The sequence below is a fragment of the Billgrantia gudaonensis genome (assembly GCF_900100195.1).
Lineage (GTDB): Bacteria > Pseudomonadota > Gammaproteobacteria > Pseudomonadales > Halomonadaceae > Halomonas > Halomonas gudaonensis.
On the sequence record NZ_FNES01000004.1, the window covers coordinates 131,102 to 147,938 of the forward strand.

At 63.5% G+C, this 16,837-nt stretch carries 18 protein-coding genes; 1 reads left to right on the forward strand and 17 read right to left on the reverse strand.

Annotated features, from left to right (window positions below; all coding sequences use genetic code 11):
* Window positions 1-9 precede the first annotated feature (9 nt).
* The 13 genes from ihfA to BLP96_RS06480 form a co-directional block, all read right to left on the reverse strand.
* Window positions 10-309 (reverse strand): integration host factor subunit alpha, encoded by a 300-nt coding sequence (gene ihfA, locus BLP96_RS06420; protein ID WP_089684299.1) that lies wholly within the window; start codon window positions 307-309, stop codon window positions 10-12.
* A gap of 103 nt (window positions 310-412) precedes the next feature.
* Complete coding sequence (gene pheT, locus BLP96_RS06425; protein ID WP_089684301.1) at window positions 413-2,794, reverse strand: phenylalanine--tRNA ligase subunit beta; 2,382 nt, start codon at window positions 2,792-2,794, stop codon at window positions 413-415.
* Window positions 2,795-2,827: 33 nt separating this feature from the next.
* Window positions 2,828-3,847 (reverse strand): phenylalanine--tRNA ligase subunit alpha, encoded by a 1,020-nt coding sequence (gene pheS / locus BLP96_RS06430; RefSeq protein ID WP_089684303.1) that lies wholly within the window; start codon window positions 3,845-3,847, stop codon window positions 2,828-2,830.
* A gap of 117 nt (window positions 3,848-3,964) precedes the next feature.
* Window positions 3,965-4,318, reverse strand: a complete 354-nt coding sequence (gene rplT / locus BLP96_RS06435; RefSeq protein ID WP_021817421.1) for a 50S ribosomal protein L20 — start codon at window positions 4,316-4,318, stop codon at window positions 3,965-3,967.
* A 35-nt stretch (window positions 4,319-4,353) separates the two neighbouring features.
* Window positions 4,354-4,548, reverse strand: a complete 195-nt coding sequence (rpmI, locus tag BLP96_RS06440; protein WP_016854829.1) for a 50S ribosomal protein L35 — start codon at window positions 4,546-4,548, stop codon at window positions 4,354-4,356.
* 87 nt (window positions 4,549-4,635) lie between these two features.
* On the reverse strand, window positions 4,636-5,241 hold the full coding sequence (infC, locus tag BLP96_RS06445; protein ID WP_479688545.1) for a translation initiation factor IF-3: 606 nt from the start codon (window positions 5,239-5,241) through the stop codon (window positions 4,636-4,638).
* Entirely contained in the window at window positions 5,225-7,126 is a 1,902-nt protein-coding gene (thrS, locus tag BLP96_RS06450; protein ID WP_089684306.1) for a threonine--tRNA ligase, read from the reverse strand. Before thrS ends, infC begins: the two co-directional genes overlap by 17 nt.
* 229 nt (window positions 7,127-7,355) lie before the next feature.
* Window positions 7,356-8,039 carry an OmpA family protein gene (locus BLP96_RS06455; protein WP_089684308.1) on the reverse strand — a complete coding sequence of 228 codons (684 nt, stop codon included), beginning with the start codon at window positions 8,037-8,039 and terminating at the stop codon, window positions 7,356-7,358.
* A gap of 291 nt (window positions 8,040-8,330) precedes the next feature.
* Window positions 8,331-8,798: a DUF2489 domain-containing protein gene (locus BLP96_RS06460; RefSeq protein ID WP_089684310.1), complete on the reverse strand. Its 468-nt coding sequence runs from the start codon at window positions 8,796-8,798 to the stop codon at window positions 8,331-8,333.
* Between the two features lie 76 nt (window positions 8,799-8,874).
* Window positions 8,875-9,825, reverse strand: a complete 951-nt coding sequence (gene cyoE, locus BLP96_RS06465) for a heme o synthase (RefSeq protein WP_089684312.1) — start codon at window positions 9,823-9,825, stop codon at window positions 8,875-8,877.
* The gene (locus BLP96_RS06470) at window positions 9,818-10,909 is read right to left on the reverse strand and encodes a COX15/CtaA family protein (protein ID WP_245682179.1); all 1,092 of its coding nucleotides are present in this window, start codon (window positions 10,907-10,909) and stop codon (window positions 9,818-9,820) included. The genes cyoE and BLP96_RS06470 overlap by 8 nt, the downstream gene beginning before the upstream one ends.
* 46 nt (window positions 10,910-10,955) lie before the next feature.
* Entirely contained in the window at window positions 10,956-11,468 is a 513-nt protein-coding gene (locus tag BLP96_RS06475) for a hypothetical protein (protein WP_089684314.1), read from the reverse strand.
* Window positions 11,453-12,223, reverse strand: coding sequence for an SURF1 family protein (locus tag BLP96_RS06480; RefSeq protein WP_089684684.1), 771 nt, complete (start codon window positions 12,221-12,223; stop codon window positions 11,453-11,455). Before BLP96_RS06480 ends, BLP96_RS06475 begins: the two co-directional genes overlap by 16 nt.
* A 10-nt stretch (window positions 12,224-12,233) precedes the next feature.
* On the opposite strand from BLP96_RS06480, the gene BLP96_RS06485 reads away from it, so the two are divergent.
* Window positions 12,234-12,425, forward strand: a complete 192-nt coding sequence (locus tag BLP96_RS06485) for a DUF2909 family protein (protein ID WP_089684316.1) — start codon at window positions 12,234-12,236, stop codon at window positions 12,423-12,425.
* Here the strand turns inward: BLP96_RS06485 and BLP96_RS06490 are convergent.
* The 4 genes from BLP96_RS06490 to coxB are packed head-to-tail and all read right to left on the reverse strand — an operon-like array spanning window position 12,422 to window position 16,696.
* Entirely contained in the window at window positions 12,422-13,279 is an 858-nt protein-coding gene (locus BLP96_RS06490) for a cytochrome c oxidase subunit 3 (RefSeq protein WP_089684318.1), read from the reverse strand. The two genes, BLP96_RS06485 and BLP96_RS06490, sit on opposite strands and share 4 nt — an antisense overlap.
* The gene (locus tag BLP96_RS06495) at window positions 13,273-13,869 is read right to left on the reverse strand and encodes a cytochrome c oxidase assembly protein (protein ID WP_089684320.1); all 597 of its coding nucleotides are present in this window, start codon (window positions 13,867-13,869) and stop codon (window positions 13,273-13,275) included. Before BLP96_RS06495 ends, BLP96_RS06490 begins: the two co-directional genes overlap by 7 nt.
* Before the next feature lie 21 nt (window positions 13,870-13,890).
* Entirely contained in the window at window positions 13,891-15,522 is a 1,632-nt protein-coding gene (gene ctaD / locus BLP96_RS06500) for a cytochrome c oxidase subunit I (protein WP_089684323.1), read from the reverse strand.
* A gap of 49 nt (window positions 15,523-15,571) precedes the next feature.
* Window positions 15,572-16,696, reverse strand: coding sequence for a cytochrome c oxidase subunit II (gene coxB, locus BLP96_RS06505; protein WP_089684325.1), 1,125 nt, complete (start codon window positions 16,694-16,696; stop codon window positions 15,572-15,574).
* Window positions 16,697-16,837: the final 141 nt, after the last annotated feature.

A 16,837-nucleotide genomic window follows, 5' to 3' on the forward strand; every position in this document is an offset into this window, starting at 1 on the left:
CGAGCGCCGTCATTGTGGCCCTTCGTAGCCCTCCACCTGGCTCTTGAGCTTCTGTCCTGGGCGGAAGGTCACCACCCGCCGCGCCGAGATCGGAATTTCCTCGCCGGTCTTGGGATTGCGGCCCGGTCGCTCGCGCTTGTCGCGCAGGTCGAAGTTACCGAATCCCGACAGTTTCACCTGCTCGTTCTCGCGCAGGCAAGCGCGGATCTCCTCGAAGAAGGTCTCCACCATTGCCTTCGACTCCCGTTTGGTGAGCCCCAACTCGGCGTGGAGATGTTCGGCCAACTCAGCCTTGGTCAACGCACCCATGTCGTCTCCCTCATGATGGGCGGTCCACCCCGCCGCCGCTTCGACGAACAGGGCGCCACCGGAAACGGTCGCGCCCTCGCCTCATCCGCCATGGCGAAAATCGTCAACCGCGTAGTTCGGCACCCAGGTGCTGCTGCGATTCGGCGACGATGGCATCGACCAACTGATTGATTTCCTCGTCATTCAGCGTGCGCGAAGGATGCTGCCAGGTCAAGCCCAGGGCCACGCTCTTGCGCCCCTCGGGTACGCCCTTGCCCTGATAGACGTCGAACAGCCGGCACTCGGCGAGCCACTCACCGGCCTGGGCGCGCAGCGTATCCAGCAGGGCCTGAACGGGCAAGCTCTCATCGACCAGGAACGCCAGGTCGCGGCGTACCTCCGGATAGCGCGACAAGGGACGGAAGGTCGCGATTCGCCCATGGGTCAGAGCATCCTGACGCACCTCGAAGAGCAGCGCATCGCTGCGCAGGCCCAACTGCGCCCTGACCCCGGGATGCAGGGCGCCAATCCAGCCCACCGCCTCACCGCGATGGAGAATGCGCGCACTCTGCCCGGGATGCAAAGCGGGATGCTCGGCGGGCTCGAAGCGCCAGGTCTCGGGCTCGCCGCCCAGACCGATGAGGCTCTCCAGATCGCCCTTGAGGTCGAAGAAATCGACCCTCTCCCGACCACCTGCCCAGCCTTCCGGCTCGCGTGGGCCGCACGCCAGAGCGCCCAGCATGGGGGTTTGCTCCAGGGCGTCCAGCTCCCCGCGAAATATCAGCCCGGCTTCGAAGAGTCGGATCCGGTTCTGCTGGCGATTGAGGTTGTATTCCAACGCTCGCACCAGCCCGGGAAAGAGACTCGCCCGCATCACCGAAAGATCGCTGGAGATGGGGTTCGCCAGCCGCGGCGAAACGGCATCGGGGAGCAGCGCCGCTTGCAGCTCGGGGGCCACGAAACTGTAGGTCACCGCTTCCTGGTAGCCGCGAGCCACCATCTGCCGACGCAGGCGGGATAGCGGCACGCGGGCTTCATGGTCGGCACGCAGCCCCAGACGCGCTCTGGGGCGCCGCACCGGCAGGCGATTGTAGCCATGGATGCGCGCCACCTCCTCGACGAGATCCTCCTCGATGGCGAGGTCGAAGCGCCAGCTCGGCACGCGGGTGTGCCAACCCTGCGAATCGGAGGTGGCCGCCATGCCCAGACGCTCGAGAATGTCGGCGACTTCCTCCGCCGGCAGCCTTTTGCCCAGAGCCTGTTCGAGACGTGCCGCACGCAGCCGCACCTCGCGTTCGTCGGGCAGATGCGCCTCGCTGCACGACTCCACCAGCGGGCCGGGCTCACCGCCCGTGATGTCGACGAGCAGGCGGGTGGCACGCTCCACCGCCTCGCCGGTGAGGCGAGGGTCGACGCCACGCTCGAACCGGTGCGAGGCATCGGTATGCAGGCCGTAGGTGCGAGCCTGGCCGGCTACCGCCAGGGGTGAGAAGAACGCCGACTCGAGGAAGATGTCGCGCGTGGCCGCGCTCACGCCGGAATGCTCGCCACCCATGACGCCGGCGATCGCCAGTGGGCCGCGCTCGTCGGCGATCACCAGAGTGTCGTCGCGCAGAGCGACGGTCTGGCCGTCGAGCAGCACCAACTGCTCGCCCTCACGGGCCAGGCGCACGATGACGGTACCCTGAAGGTTGGCACGGTCGAAGGCGTGCAGCGGCTGACCGAGCTCCAGCATGACGTAATTGGTGACGTCGACCACTGCATCGATGGAACGCACACCGCTGCGCCGCAGACGCTCGACCATCCACAGCGGCGTCTCGGCGGTCACGTCGACTCCCTTGATCAGTCGGCCGATGTAGCGCGGGCAGCGCTCGGCGTCATCGACGCGCACCGCGAAGGCGTCATCATGAGCCGCGGGCACCGGCTCGATACGCGGCCCCTCGACCGGCAGGCGGTTGAGCACCCCCACCTCGCGGGCCAGGCCCTTGATGCTCAGACAGTCACCGCGATTCGGCGTGAGGTCGACCTCGATGCAGTGGTCGTCCAGACCGATCCAGGTGCGAAAATCCTCGCCCACCGGCGCACTGGCCGGCAACTCGAGAATGCCGCTCGACGTCTCTTCGGCCATGCCCAGCTCGGAAGCGGAACAGATCATGCCGCGCGACTCGACACCGCGTAGCTTGGCCTTATTGATCTTGAAGTCGCCCGGCAGCACGGCGCCAACCCGGGCGAAGGGCACTTTCTGGCCGGCCGCTACGTTGGGCGCCCCGCACACCACCTGAGCCGGTTCACCGCTGCCATCCTCGACCTGGCAGAGCGACAGCTTGTCGGCGTTGGGATGAGGCTCCTTGCTCACCACCTCGCCCACCACGACGCCCGAGAAGAGCGCAGCCGCCGGCTCGATGGCGTCGACTTCCAAGCCGGCCATGGTGATCTGGTCGGCCAGCCCCTGGACATCCAGCTGCGGCGACACCCACTCCCGCAGCCACTGTTCGGAAAATTTCATGACGAATCCCGTGTACTGTGTAGCGAAGTCGACTCAGGCGAACTGACGCAGGAAGCGCAGATCGTTGTCGAAGAACAGGCGCAGATCATTCACCCCATAGCGCAACATGGCCAGACGCTCGGCGCCCATGCCGAAAGCGAACCCCGTGTAGCGCTCGGCGTCGATGCCCGAGTGACGGAACACCTCCGGATGCACCATGCCGCAGCCCATCACCTCCAGCCAGCCGCTGTGACCGCACACCCGACAACCGTCGCCCGAACACATCACGCACTGGATGTCGACCTCGGCCGAGGGCTCGGTAAAAGGGAAGTACGAAGGCCGGAAGCGCACCGAAAGATCGTCGCGCTCGAAGAAGGCGTGCAGGAAGTCCTCGATGGTTCCCTTGAGATCGGCGAAGCTGACGTCTTCATCGACGAGCAAGCCCTCGACCTGATGGAACATCGGCGTATGGGTCAGATCGGAGTCGCTGCGATACACCCGTCCCGGACAGACGATGCGGATCGGCGGTGCCTGCTCCTTCATGGTGCGCACCTGAACCGGTGACGTATGGGTACGCAACAGGCGAGTGGCATCGAAGTAGAAGGTATCCGCCATGCCGCGGGCCGGGTGATGGGCGGGAATGTTGAGCGCTTCGAAGTTGTGGTAGTCGTCTTCGATCTCAGGTCCCACGGCCACGTCGTATCCGATGCGGGTGAACAACCCCTCGATGCGCTCCAGGGTCTTGGTCACCGGATGCAGACCGCCACCGACCTGCCCCCGCCCCGGCAGGGTCACGTCGACGCGCTCGGCAGCCAGGCGTGTCTCGAGTTCGGCCTTTTCCAGGGCCTGGCGGCGTACGTCGAGTTCCTCGGCCAGTGCCTGCTTGGCCTGATTGATACGCTCCCCTGCCGCCGGACGCTCGGCCGCGGGCAAGGCCCCGAGCCCCTTGAGCAACGCGGTGATCTCGCCCTTCTTGCCCAGGTAGTGCACCCGCAGCTCATCGAGTGCCGAAATGCTCCCGGCGGTCTGGATCGCCTCGCGGGCCTCGGCAATCAGTGTGGGAAGATGATCCATCCGTTGTGCTCCGAATCTGGTAAAAAAACAGGGGAAGAGCGGCTGCTCTTCCCCTGTGACGGATCGGCGTCAGTTCGGGACGGCCATCGCCGCCCCGGCACTCTCGGTCGACACCACTTACTGGGCAGCCTTGGCCTTCTCGACGATGGCGGCAAACGCTGCCTTCTCGTGAACGGCCAGGTCAGCCAGCACCTTGCGGTCGATCTCGATGCCGGCCTTTTTCAGGCCGCCGACGAAACGGCTGTAGGACAGGCCATGCTGGCGGGCGCCGGCATTGATACGCTGGATCCACAGGGCGCGGAACTGGCGCTTGCGCTGGCGGCGGTCGCGGTAGGCGTACTGGCCGGCCTTGATGACCGCCTGCTTGGCCACGCGGAAGACGCGCGAACGGGCACCGTAGTAGCCCTTGGCCTGCTTGAGAATCTTCTTGTGACGACGACGAGCGACGACACCACGCTTGACACGAGTCATGATTCACTCCTGACGTTGAAAGGGTCTACCAAGGTTCAAAGGTTGGGCAGCATGCGCTGAACGAGCTGCTTGTCGGCGTCGTGGATCTGTTTCATACCACGCAGCTGACGCTTCCGCTTGGTGGACTTCTTGGTCAGGATGTGGCTCCGGAACGACTGCTTGTGCTTGAAGCCGTTGGCCGTCTTCTTGAAGCGCTTGGCAGCGCCGCTGTTGCTCTTGATTTTCGGCATGAGATGAACTCCGCTCGAGAATTTTTCAGAAAATCCGGGGCCGATGTCCGGTGCGAGCACCGGACATCCGTTTGACGGGCCTTCGGATCACTTCTTCTTGGGGGCAAGGATCATGACCATCTGGCGCCCTTCCATCTTGGGGAAGGATTCCACGGTACCGATGTCTTCGAGATCGGCAGCAACCCGCTCCATCAGCCGACGGCCGATGTCCTGGTGTGCCATTTCGCGACCGCGAAAACGTAGCGTTACCTTGCCCTTGTCACCACTTTCGAGGAAACGCGTCAGGTTTTTCAGCTTGACCTGATAGTCGCCCTCGTCCGTGTTAGGCCGGAATTTGACTTCCTTGACCTGGATCTGCTTGGTCTTCTTCTTCTGTGCCGCCTTCTGCTTCTTCTGTTCGAAGACGAACTTGCCGTAATCCATGATCTTGCAGACCACGGGATCGGCATTGGAAATCTGGACGAGGTCCATACCGGCGGCTTCGGCACGCTCCAGCGCGTCGCTGGTGGGCACGATGCCCAGCTGTTCACCGTCGCTGTCGATCAGGCGTACCTGATCCTCGGTAATGCGCTCGTTCATTGGGGGGCGCTTGTCTTGTACACGCCCTCTAGGGTTGCTTCGCTTGATCGTTCCGTCTCCGTTCCGGTAATTGACGATGCCGTTGCCTACTCTGTCTTTACCACCCTTCGGCACGCAACCGATCGATGAGGCCATCGACGGGCATGGTGCCAAGGTTCTCGCCGCTGCGCGTACGCACGGCGACCGAGTCGGCCTCGACCTCCTTATCTCCTACCACCAGGAGATAGGGAACTTTCTGCAACGTATGCTCGCGGATTTTAAAGCCGATCTTCTCGTTCCTCAAGTCCGCCTTGACGCGCAGGCCGATTTTCTGCAAGCGCTGCTCCAGATTCAGGGCATAATCTCGCTGTGCGTCGGTGATGGTCATCACCACGGCCTGCTCCGGCGCCAGCCACAGCGGCATGGCGCCAGCGTAGTGCTCGATCAGAATGCCGATGAAGCGCTCGAAGGAGCCCAGGATGGCGCGATGCAGCATGACCGGCGTCTTGCGCTCGCCGTCCTCGTCGACGTATTGCGCCCCCAGACGTCCCGGCAGATTGAAATCGAGTTGCAGAGTACCACACTGCCAGACGCGATTGAGACAGTCACGCAGGGAAAACTCGATTTTGGGCCCGTAGAAGGCACCCTCGCCCGGCTGCAGCTCCCAATCGAGACCTGTCGCATCGAGGGCCGCTTCCAATCCGGCTTCGGCGCGATCCCAAAGCTCGGGCTCGCCGAGAAAGTCGTCTTCGGGGCGCGTGGACAGCTTGAGCTCCACGTCCTCGAAGCCAAGTTCCCGATAGACCTTCAGGGTCAAGGCGATGAAGGCCTCGGCTTCGGCCTGGATCTGGCCTTCGGTGCAGAAGATGTGAGCGTCGTCCTGAGTGAAGGCGCGCACCCGCATCAGACCGTGCAGCGAACCGGACGGTTCGTTGCGATGACAGCTGCCGAACTCGGCAAGGCGCAGCGGCAGGTCACGATAGCTCTTCAGCCCCTGGTTGAACACCTGCACGTGACAGGGGCAGTTCATCGGTTTGACGGCGTACTCGCGCTTCTCCGACTCGGTGGTGAACATCAACTCACTGTAGTGCCCCCAGTGGCCGGATTTCTTCCACAGCGACAGATCCACCACCTGGGGCGTCTTGATTTCCTGGTAGCCGTGCTCGATCTGCACGCGCCGCATGTACTGCTCGAGCGCCTGATAGAGGGTCCAGCCGTTGGGATGCCAGAACACCATGCCCGGCGCCTCTTCCTGGAGATGGAAGAGGTTCATGCGCTTGGCGAGTTTGCGGTGATCGCGTTTTTCCGCCTCTTCGAGACGCTTGAGATAGGCCTTGAGCTGCTTCTTGTCGGCCCAGGCCGTGCCGTAGATGCGTGTCAGCATCGGCTTCTCGGCATCGCCGCGCCAGTAGGCACCGGCCAGCTTGGTCAGCTTGAAGGCCTTGAGGTGGCGCGTGTTGGGCACGTGCGGCCCACGACACATGTCGACGTATTCCTCATGGTGGTAGAGACGGATGGTCTCCCCCTCGGGAATCTCGCGCACGATCTCCTGCTTGTAGGGTTCGTCGCGATGCAGGAAAGTCAGCATCGCCCGGTCGCGATCGACGTACTCGCGCACCACGTCGTACTCGTGGTCGATCAGCGCTTTCATGCGCGTTTCGATGGCGGCCAGATCGTCCGGCGTCGCCGAGCGTCCGAAATCGATGTCGTAATAGAAGCCGTCTTCGATCACCGGCCCGATGGCCATCTTGGCATCAGGATAGAGCTGCTTGACGGCATGGCCGATCAGGTGCGCACAAGAGTGGCGAATGATCTCGAGCCCCTCGGCATCCTTGGCGGTGATGATCGATACCTGAGCATCGCGATCAATGACATCGGCAGCATCGACGAGCTCTCCGTCGATCTTGCCGGCCACGCACGCCTTGGCAAGGCCGGGACCGATCGACTCGGCCAATTGCATCACGGTCAGGGGTTCGTCGAAGGTTTTCTCGCTACCGTCGGGCAGGGTCACAATGGGCATGCATACGTCCTTTGCGCAGTGGTGATCCATACCAGGGATCACATGTCGCGGTTGATGGCATAGGAAAAAGAAGCTGGCGCCAGCCGCGTATCCTAGCAGACGCCAAGCCGTTCGTGCCACGCCGCGACAGCGCTGCCGCAACGCATCGGGGGTGCCCGAAGGCACCCCCGATTGCCGGGCCAATGGCCCGTCCTTGCATCACCTTGGCACGCCTGAACGTGCCTGGACGTCAGTTGCTGATCTCGACCCGACGGTTCTGGGCGCGGCCCGCGTCGGTTTCATTGGTGGCCACCGGACGCTCTTCTCCGTAGCCCATGGTACGCATGCGGCTGGCGTCGATGCCCTGGGAAACCAGGTAGTCCTTGACGGAGTCCGCGCGGCGCTGAGAGAGATCGCGGTTGTACTCGGCGCTACCGATGGAGTCGGTATGGCCGGCGATGTTGACGTTGATCTCGGTGTTCTCGCGCAGCGTCTCCGCCACCTCATCCAGCGTGACCTCCGCAGCAGGGCGCAGCTCGGCCGAATCGAAGGCGAAGTTGACGTCACTGGAGAGCGTGACCGTCTCGAACTCGGGTTCCGGCTCGGGCTCGGGCTCCGGCTCGGGCATGGGTTCCGGCTCGGGTTCCGGCTCCGGGGTACGATCCGCACAAAGGAGCCCACCAATCGCGGCACCAGTGACAAACCCCATGCCCGTACCGACCTCTTCGTCGGACTCGCTGCTCGTGGCATGACCGATACCGCCACCCACCAGACCACCAGCAATGCCGCACACGACCGGCTGCTGGTACCAGGCGCGCTTGTTGGAGGTATCGCTGGAAGCGCTTGAGGCCCCGCCGTCGATCGTGGTCGCACAGCCCGAAAGGCCGATGACCAGTGCAGAACCCAGCAGCAATCCTGTCGTTGATGTTTTCATGCAAGACTCCTTCTCTTCATCTATCCGTACAACTCGTCATGAGCAACGGACGTCCAGGGAAAATAATGACCCGGCGCTTCTCCAGTGTAGATACTATCATCACCCGGCGTTCAATAGTGTAGAAGCTAAAACGGGCGATTCAAAACATTGGTATCTTGGCGAATGACTCGATCTCCCGAGCCGTCCATTCTCGACACTTCACCAGCCGCCTTGGGCGAGAGGGTGCAGCAGCGCCAGCAGCGATGCAAACGATATTTCGGCACTTTCACACTCTTGCCGCATTGCCGCCCTTCAGTGAAGGCTCGCCGGCCAATTGCGGCGAAAGACCAGCACCGCCTGAGCGGCCTCGAGCACCGGTTCGCGCAGCTCGTTCTCGACCACCAGGCGCTCCTTGTCCTCGCGCATCCGATCGCGCGGAGCGAGTGCCTGGCGTGCCGAGTGAGTGTGGAGGTGGCTAGTGCGCGCATAGAGTTCGCCGAACACCCGGAAATCGTCCCGCTCGATCAATTGCGGGTCGAGAATTTCCAGCAGCACCTTGCAACGCCAGGCACCTTCGGTGATGTCGACCTGTTCCTGCAGCAGTGCCGAAGCGACCATTTCCAGGTTTTCCAGGCAGTTCTGGTGCGCCTGTCGCTGCTCGTCTTCGCGAAAGGCCTGGCGACGGCGAACTTCACGCCATAGCGTTACGGCATAGGCGCCGAGCCCGGCGATGATCGCCAGCCCCAGCGCCAGCAGGATCAGGGCGGTGGTAGTCGTCATGGGATATCCACGCGGTAAGGATGTGGGCGACGCATTGTATCGCATCACGCCACCGCATCAGACCCCCGAAGAAGCACTATCCCCAGGCCCATCCGGTCGCATAGTGATCCAGCAGCAGCACACCGAAAACGCCAAGGATATAGCGAATCGAAAACCAGAATGCCGCCAACGGCGCACGTGGATCCTCTCCGCGCCACACCCGCCAGTTCCAGACCATGAAACGGGCGTTCAGCGCCATCACGCCCAGCAAGTAGAGCGCGCCGCTCATCCCGATGACGAACGGCAACAGCGTCACCGCTACGGTCAGCCAGCCATACAGCCACACCTGCAACCGGGTGAACGCTTCGCCATGGGTGACCGGCAGCATGGGCACGCCCGCCCTGGCGTACTCATCGCGCTTGTGGATCGCCAACGCCCAGAAATGGGGCGGCGTCCAGGCGAAAACGATCAGTACCAGCAACAGCGGCTCCGGCCCCAGTTGCCCGGACACCGCCGTCCACCCGAGCAGCGGAGGAGCAGCCCCTGCCAGCCCTCCGATGACGATGTTCTGAGGCGTGGCCCGCTTGAGAAAGGCCGTATAGATCAACGCATAGCCGAGCAGCGAGCCCAGGGTGAGCCAGGCCGTCAGCGCATTCACCTGCCACAGGAGCAGTCCGATGCCCGCCACCGACAGCAGAGCCGCCCAGGCCAGCGCCACTGGCGTGGGCATGCGCTGACTGGCCAGGGGGCGCCGGGAGGTGCGCAACATCATCGCATCCAGACGACGATCGACCACGTGATTGAACGCCGCCGCCCCGCCGGCCGACAGCCCGATCCCCACGAGCCCGAACACCACCGCATGCGGCGAGGGCAGCGTAGGCGTCGCCAGTGCCATGCCCACCAGGGCACACACCAGCATCACGACCACCACGCGCGGCTTGCACAAGGTGATCAGGTCGCGCCACGACCAGTTCGTCTGAGTCGCGGCGACGAGCGGGCTCTTCACGATGTCTCGGATGCCTTGGCGCTTGATTGCCGCATTAGCCATGCGTCCACTCCTTGCCCGTTCGTTGTTCGTTCATCGCCTGGCGCTCTCCGCCGCAGCGCCATCGCCACACGGCCAGCACCAGACCGATCACCAGCGCCACGGCACCGGCCGTGTGCAGCAGTGCCAGCCACAGCGGCAGCCACAGCAGTACATTGGCTACGCCCAGGCCCAGTTGGCCCCCATAGACTGCCAGCAACCCACCCAGCCAGGGCCGCATGGCAGCCATGCGCCAGTGGCGAACGGTCAGCAGCACGATCACCCCACCCAGCAGCATGGCCCCGAGCCGGTGCCCGTGATGAATGGCCACCCGGGCCTCGGCATGCAGCTGGCCATGCAGGTAGTTGGGCCCCACGGTCTGGGTGAGATGGAACCCTTCGCTCCAGTCCATGCTCGGCCACCACTGGCCGTTGCAGGTGGGAAAGCCCTGACAGGCGATGCCCGCGTAGTTGCTGGATACCCAGCCGCCCAGCGCCAGTTGCAGGACCAGCAAGCCGATCGCTGCGCCCCACAACGGCGTTAGGCGGCGCGGCACGGGAACGACGTCGGGTCGTCGATCGAACTGCCGCAGGCGAAGATGCAGCCACAGAAAGAGCGTGAGTACCAGCAAGCCGCCCAGCAGATGCAGAGTGACCACCTGCGGCCACAGCCGGAGCGTCACGGTGAAAGCTCCGAACGCCCCCTGCACGAGGATGGCGACCAGCAGCGCCAGGTTGACCCGCCAGGGATAGCCGGGACGGCGGCGCAACCCGATGCCGAGAACCAGCAATGCGATCACCAGCAGCCCCAGCAGCGATGCGATGTAGCGATGCACCATCTCGACCCAGGCCTTGAAGGTCTCTAGTGGCGCATGGGGGGAATGCAGCAGCGCTCGTTCAGCATCCGGCACCACCAATTCACCGTAGCAGCCCGGCCAATCGGGGCAGCCGAGCCCCGCATCCACCAAGCGCGTCCAGGCGCCCACCAGAACCACCAAGGCCGTAAAAGCCACGCCAACGAGGCTCAGTGCCTTGAGCCAGCGCAGCCGAACGGTATCGGGCGGTGCTGTTCGTCCTTCCGACAGTCCCTGGGTCAACGAGTTGCTCACCGTGCCTCGCTCCTTGTCAACGTCATCTCCTCGCAACGAGCACCGCTCACGGCTCGGGATTCATGCTCAGCAGACGCTCGACATCGTCGAGCACGTCATTGGGGTCCACCTGTGCCGAGTAGCCCAACACCGCACGACCTTGCGGATCGACGACCCACAGCCGACCCGGCGTCTGCCACTGGGGCACCGAAGCCCACTGCACGACACTTTCGCCCGGCAACGGCTCGCCCTCACCGCCGACCCGCAGGCGGCTCACCCGTGGCGCCTCGCGCCCCAATGCCCGATGCAGGCGCCACCACTGATCGGCCAAGCGCTCGCAGTCATCCGAGCAGTCGTAGGCCAACAACCAGTCGTCGTCGTCATGGCTCACGCTCTCGGTCAGCGGCCACTGGGCAAGTGCAGGCATGTCGGGATCCAGCTCCCCGTGGGCGGTTCGCTCTTCGGGAATGCCCACGCGCCACTCCACCATCCCCCACGCTACCACCATCGGTGCCGCGAAGATGGCAATCAACGCCAGCAACTTTAGGCGCTGACGGCGCGGATTCAACGACTGTGCCATGCGTTGTCTTCCTCCTTCACTGAACCGCGCTCCATCGCCTCCGGATCGCGCCTGTGACCGCGACCTCTACGCCGGCCGCCCACGATCATCACTACCAGGGCCGCCAGAGCCAGCCCCCACCACTGCACGGCATAGCCGAGGTGACGGCTGGGGGGCATCACGCTGGGCTGCCACCACTCGGGGTAAGCGCCATCCCCCCCAGTCAGGTGCAGCCATCCCTCGTAGGCGAACCCCTCCCGGTCAGGCCACGCGTCAAGGTCGATGCGCTGCACGCGCCGACCTTCCCGGTTGGGCCCATACACCGGCGCCGACTCTCCCGCCGATTGCCACCGCCCTTCGACGCTGACACGTCCCGATGGCGTCTCCGCCTCGGGCGTTTCGCGACTCGGTCCGGTGGCCAGAAAGCCCCGTTGCACCAGCCACAGTCGGCCTGAGTCATCGCGCAGAGGAGTGAGCACGGCGACTCCCAGTTCCCCGTCTCGAGTGCGGTTATCGAGAAACAGAGTATGATCGGCGAGGTACTCGCCATGCAGGGTGACCCGAGCACCATCGGGTGGCGTCGACGCAGGCGATTCGAGATGCGGCGCAGCATCCAGGCGCTCGAGGTAGGCACGCTTGTCGGCTGCACGCTCCCACTGCCATAGTCCCAGCAGAAGCCCGAGCACGATCACCAGCAACCAGAAGCCGTGCCACAGCCACCGACGCGTACCGCCGCGGCGATTTTGCGTCGTTTCCCCCTCCCTCGACCCTCTCATGGAGATTGACATGCTGCTTAAAGCCCTGATTGCCGCTGCTTTCATCGCCATCGTTGCCAGCATCGCCGCCGGTGCCGGCTTTCTGCTGACCGACGACACCCGCTCCCGCCGCCTGCTGGTGTCGCTCAAGGTGAGAATCGTCTTGACCCTCGTCCTGCTGGCTCTGCTGCTGTATGGCTTTCTGCTCGGCGAGCTGGGTTAGAAAACGTAGACGAACAGAAACAAGCCGATCCACACCACATCCACGAAGTGCCAGTACCAGGCGGATGCCTCGAAACCGAAATGGTGATCGGGCGAAAAGTGCTGACGATGGATGCGCGCCAGCATCGTCGCCAGAATCACCGTACCGATGATCACGTGCAGGCCGTGGAAGCCGGTGAGTATGAAGAAGGTCGCACCATAGATACCCGCTTCCAGGGTGATGCCATAGTGAGCATAGGCCTCGTAGTACTCGACCCCCTGAATGACGATGAAGCACAGCCCCAGCAAGACCGTACCCGCCAGCCAGTTGCGGCAGGTCGCGCGATACCCCTCCTTGAGCGCTTCGTGGGCCACGGTGAGGGTGATGCTGGAAGAAACCAGTATCAGGGTATTGACCAGCGGTAGCTGCCAGGGGCTGAGTACCTCACGCGGACCGGCAACGTCGCCCGGCGGATTCAGCAACGGCCAATGTGCGGTGAATTCCGGCCACAGCAGTGCCGCCACGCCCTTCTCGCCTTCGCCTCCCAGCCACGGCACGGCGAAGTTGCGCACGTAGAACAGCGCGCCGAAGAAGGCGGCGAAGAACATCACCTCAGAGAAGATGAACCAGCCCATGCCCCAGCGGAACGAGCGATCCATCTGGGCGTCGTAGAGCCCTTGGCGGGACTCGCGCACCACATCGCGGAACCATAGCGCCATGACGGCCAGAACACCGGCCAGACCGATGACCATGACCGGGCTGCCCGAGCCATGCACCAGCAGCATGCCCGTGCCCGCCATCAGCACGCCCACTGCCAGCGATCCAAGCGCCGGCCACTTGCTGGACGCCGGTACGTAGTAACTGCCACTCATGATTGTTCTCCTTCCAGGCTCTGTGCACTCGCCTGCTGCGGCGCGTCGCGATCCTCCACCGGGTAGAGGGTGTAAACCAGGGTGACGGTGTTGACGTCATCGGGAAGATCACGCGACAGCTGGAACACCAGCGGAATCTCCCGCCGCTCACCGGCCCCTAGCCGCTGCTCCTGGAAGCAGAAGCAGCTGATCTTGCGTAGATGCAGTGAGGCCTTCGAGGGCGACACGCTGGGTACCGCTCGCCCCCAGCTTTCACCGTCACCATGATTGTCGAAGGTGAAGCTCACCTCAGTGGGCTGACCGGGATGCACTCGCAGCTGGCGCGTCTCCACATCCAGCCCCCAGTTCAGCCCCGAGCCACTGCGCGTGATGAACTGCACGGTGACCAAGCGGGTCTCGTCCACACCATCGTGCATCACCGCCTGGGCCGAGTTATTGGTCTTGCCGTTCAGGCCGGTGACCTCGCAGAAGACGTCATAGAGCGGCACCAGAGCGAAGGCGAAGGCGAACATCCCCAGCAATGCCGCCACGCTTCGCCATACCGTGCGGCGCACGCCCTTGCGTGGATCGTCAGATGATTGCGGAGTCGTCATGGCTCATCCTCTACGCCCCCTTCAGTGCGACGAACGCTCGAACTTGGGTGGCGTATCGAAGGTGTGCAAGGGCGCCGGACTGGGCACGCTCCACTCGAGATCCTCGGCGTGTTCCCAGGCCCGACCCGGCGCCTTGCGGCCGCCACGCACGCAAAGCACCACCACGGCCACGAAGAGCAGTTGAGAGGCGCCGAACATGAAGGCCCCCAGGCTCGCGACCAGATTGAAGTCGGCGAACTGCAGCGCGTAGTCGGGAATGCGACGCGGCATGCCGGCCAGCCCCGAGAAGTGCATGGGGAAGAAGGTCAGGTTGACCCCGATCACCGACAACCAGAAATGCCACTGCGCCAACCGCTCGTTGGGATAGTGGCCGGTCCACTTGGGCAACCAGTAATAGACGCCAGCCATGATGGCGAACACCGCCCCCGGCACCAGCACGTAGTGGAAATGCGCCACGACGAAGTAGGTGTCGTGATACTGGAAGTCCGCCGGTGCGATGGCCAGCATCAGCCCCGAGAAACCGCCAATGGTGAACAGCACCACGAAGGCCAGGGCGAAGAGCATCGGTGGCTCGAAGCTGATCGAGCCACGAAACAGCGTAGTGATCCAGTTGAAGACTTTTACCCCGGTCGGCACGGCGATCAACATGGTGCAGTACATGAAGAACAGCTCGGCGACCAACGGCAACCCCACCACGAACATGTGGTGCGCCCATACCAGGAAGGAGAGGATCGCAATGGCTGCGGTGGCATACACCATGGAGGCATAACCGAACAGGCGCTTGCGGGCGAAGGTGGGGATGATCGCCGACACGATGCCGAACGCCGGCAGGATCATGATGTACACCTCCGGGTGCCCGAAGAACCAGAACAGATGCTGGAAGAGCACCGGATCGCCGCCGCCAGCGGCATCGAAGAAGCTGGTACCGAAGTTGATGTCCATCAGCATCATGGTGATCACCCCCGCCAGCACCGGCATGACGGCGATGAGCAGGAAGGCGGTGATCAGCCAGGTCCACACGAACAGCGGCATGTCCATCATGCGCATGCCCGGCGCCCGCATGTTGAGGATGGTGGCGATGATGTTGATCGCGCCCAGGATCGAACTGATGCCGGCAATGTGCAGCGACAGGATGAAGAAGGTAGTGGACGGCGGCCCATAGGTGGTGGAAAGCGGCGCGTAGAAGGTCCAGCCGAAGTTCGGGGCACCGCCCGGCATGAACAGCGTCGACAGCAGCAGCGTGAAGGCCACCGGCAACAGCCAGAAACTGAAGTTGTTGAGCCGCGGCAGCGCCATGTCCGGCGCGCCGATCTGCAACGGAATCATCCAGTTGGCCAGCCCGGTAAAGGCCGGCATCACGGCCGCGAACACCATGATCAGGCCGTGCATGGTGGTCATCTGATTGAAGAACTCGGGCTGCACGAGCTGCAGCCCTGGCTGGAACAGCTCGGCGCGAACCACCATGGCGAAGATGCCACCGACGAAGAACATCGTCAGCGAGAAGATCAGGTACAGCGTGCCGATCTCCTTGTGGTTGGTGGTCAGCAGCCAACGCATCAGGCCCTTGGGAGGAGCCTCGTGGGCATGGCCGTGACCGGCCGCTGCCGTCGTGCTCTGCTCCAGGGTGGGCTGGGGAGGTACCTTGGGCGCCATCGGGAAACTCCTGATTGTTCTATCGCATGAGGGGAACGTAAGGCACTGCTCAGTCGGACAGCAGCTCGGCGATTTCCGACGGTTGCACGGTGTCGCCGCTGTCGTTGCCCCAGGCGTTGCGTTCGTAAGTGATGACGGCAGCGATCTCCACGGGGTTCAGCGTGTTGCTGAACGCCGGCATGGCCGCTCCGGAGACCCCGTTGACCACGGTATCGATATGCCAGTCGCGATCATCCAGCATCTCCTGGTTGCCGGCCAGCGCCGGGAAGGCGGGCTCGTTGCCGGAGCCATCCTGCTGGTGGCAAGACACGCAAACCGCGTTGTAAACCTCTTCGCCGCGGGTCATCAGCTCGTCCATTTCCCATTCGCGGTCGATGCCCATGGCTTCCTGCTCGGCCGCCTCGCGGCGATCGGCGAGCCAGGTCTCGAACTCCTCCTCCTCCATGGCATGCACCACGATGGGCATGAAGGCATGGTCGACGCCGCACAACTCGGCGCACTGACCGCGATAAATGCCGGGCTCTTCGATGCGCACCCAGTTCTCGTTGATGAAGCCCGGTACGGTATCCTGTTTGATGGCCAGGTCCGGCACCCACCAGGAGTGGATCACGTCGTCGGAGGTGAATAGGAAGCGCACCTTCTGGCCGACCGGGAGCACCAGAGGCTCGTCGACCTCCAGTAGGTAATTGGCGCTCTCATCGATGGGCTCTTCACCGCGAATCTGCGTGCGGGGAGTGGCCAGGTTGGAGGTCATGGCCACGTCTTCGCCGAGGTATTCGTAGCGCCAGCGCCACTGCTGACCGGTGACCATGACATCGAGATCGGCGTCGGAGGCGTCGTACATTTTCTTCAGGGTCGCCGTGGCGGGCACCGCCATGCCGATGAGGATGAGTAACGGGATTGCCGTCCATACCACTTCGACCAGCGTATGCTCGTGAAAGTTGGCCGCCTTGGCGCCCTTGGAGTGGCGATAGCGGAAGAGCGAATAGAACATCACCCCGAACACGACCACACCGATCGCCACGCAGATCCAGAAGATGATCATGTGCAGGGAATAGATGTCACCGCTGAGTTCGGTGACACCCACCGGCATGTTCCAACCGTTGGCCAGAGCCGTCTGGAGTGAGCCGGCAAAGAGTCCTCCCCCTGCCAGCCAGACGAGCAGAGTGCGCATCGACGCCTCCCGATCATGTCATTGTCGTTGTCAGCGGCCCCGCGTGTCAGGGAACGGGGTTTCCCCAAGCTCGGGGAAACATTAGCCACTGCTTTATCGATTATAGAAGGGGAATGCGGACCAGTCGTCAACCCTCGGCAC

Bases quoted from the DNA above. Each gene is read 5' to 3' on its own strand.
- pheS (WP_089684303.1), bottom strand. From the start codon at position 3,847: ATGGATCATCTTCCCACACTGATTGCCGAGGCCCGCGAGGCGATCCAG.
- thrS (WP_089684306.1), bottom strand. From the start codon at position 7,126: ATGCCCATTGTGACCCTGCCCGACGGTAGCGAGAAAACCTTCGACGAA.
- BLP96_RS06480 (WP_089684684.1), bottom strand. From the start codon at position 12,223: ATGAGAGGGTCGAGGGAGGGGGAAACGACGCAAAATCGCCGCGGCGGT.
- ihfA (WP_089684299.1), bottom strand. From the start codon at position 309: ATGGGTGCGTTGACCAAGGCTGAGTTGGCCGAACATCTCCACGCCGAG.
- pheT (WP_089684301.1), bottom strand. From the start codon at position 2,794: ATGAAATTTTCCGAACAGTGGCTGCGGGAGTGGGTGTCGCCGCAGCTG.
- BLP96_RS06475 (WP_089684314.1), bottom strand. From the start codon at position 11,468: ATGGCACAGTCGTTGAATCCGCGCCGTCAGCGCCTAAAGTTGCTGGCG.
- rplT (WP_021817421.1), bottom strand. From the start codon at position 4,318: ATGACTCGTGTCAAGCGTGGTGTCGTCGCTCGTCGTCGTCACAAGAAG.
- BLP96_RS06485 (WP_089684316.1), top strand. From the start codon at position 12,234: ATGCTGCTTAAAGCCCTGATTGCCGCTGCTTTCATCGCCATCGTTGCC.
- BLP96_RS06495 (WP_089684320.1), bottom strand. From the start codon at position 13,869: ATGACGACTCCGCAATCATCTGACGATCCACGCAAGGGCGTGCGCCGC.
- cyoE (WP_089684312.1), bottom strand. From the start codon at position 9,825: ATGGCTAATGCGGCAATCAAGCGCCAAGGCATCCGAGACATCGTGAAG.
- BLP96_RS06460 (WP_089684310.1), bottom strand. From the start codon at position 8,798: ATGACGACTACCACCGCCCTGATCCTGCTGGCGCTGGGGCTGGCGATC.
- coxB (WP_089684325.1), bottom strand. From the start codon at position 16,696: ATGCGCACTCTGCTCGTCTGGCTGGCAGGGGGAGGACTCTTTGCCGGC.
- ctaD (WP_089684323.1), bottom strand. From the start codon at position 15,522: ATGGCGCCCAAGGTACCTCCCCAGCCCACCCTGGAGCAGAGCACGACG.
- BLP96_RS06455 (WP_089684308.1), bottom strand. From the start codon at position 8,039: ATGAAAACATCAACGACAGGATTGCTGCTGGGTTCTGCACTGGTCATC.
- rpmI (WP_016854829.1), bottom strand. From the start codon at position 4,548: ATGCCGAAAATCAAGAGCAACAGCGGCGCTGCCAAGCGCTTCAAGAAG.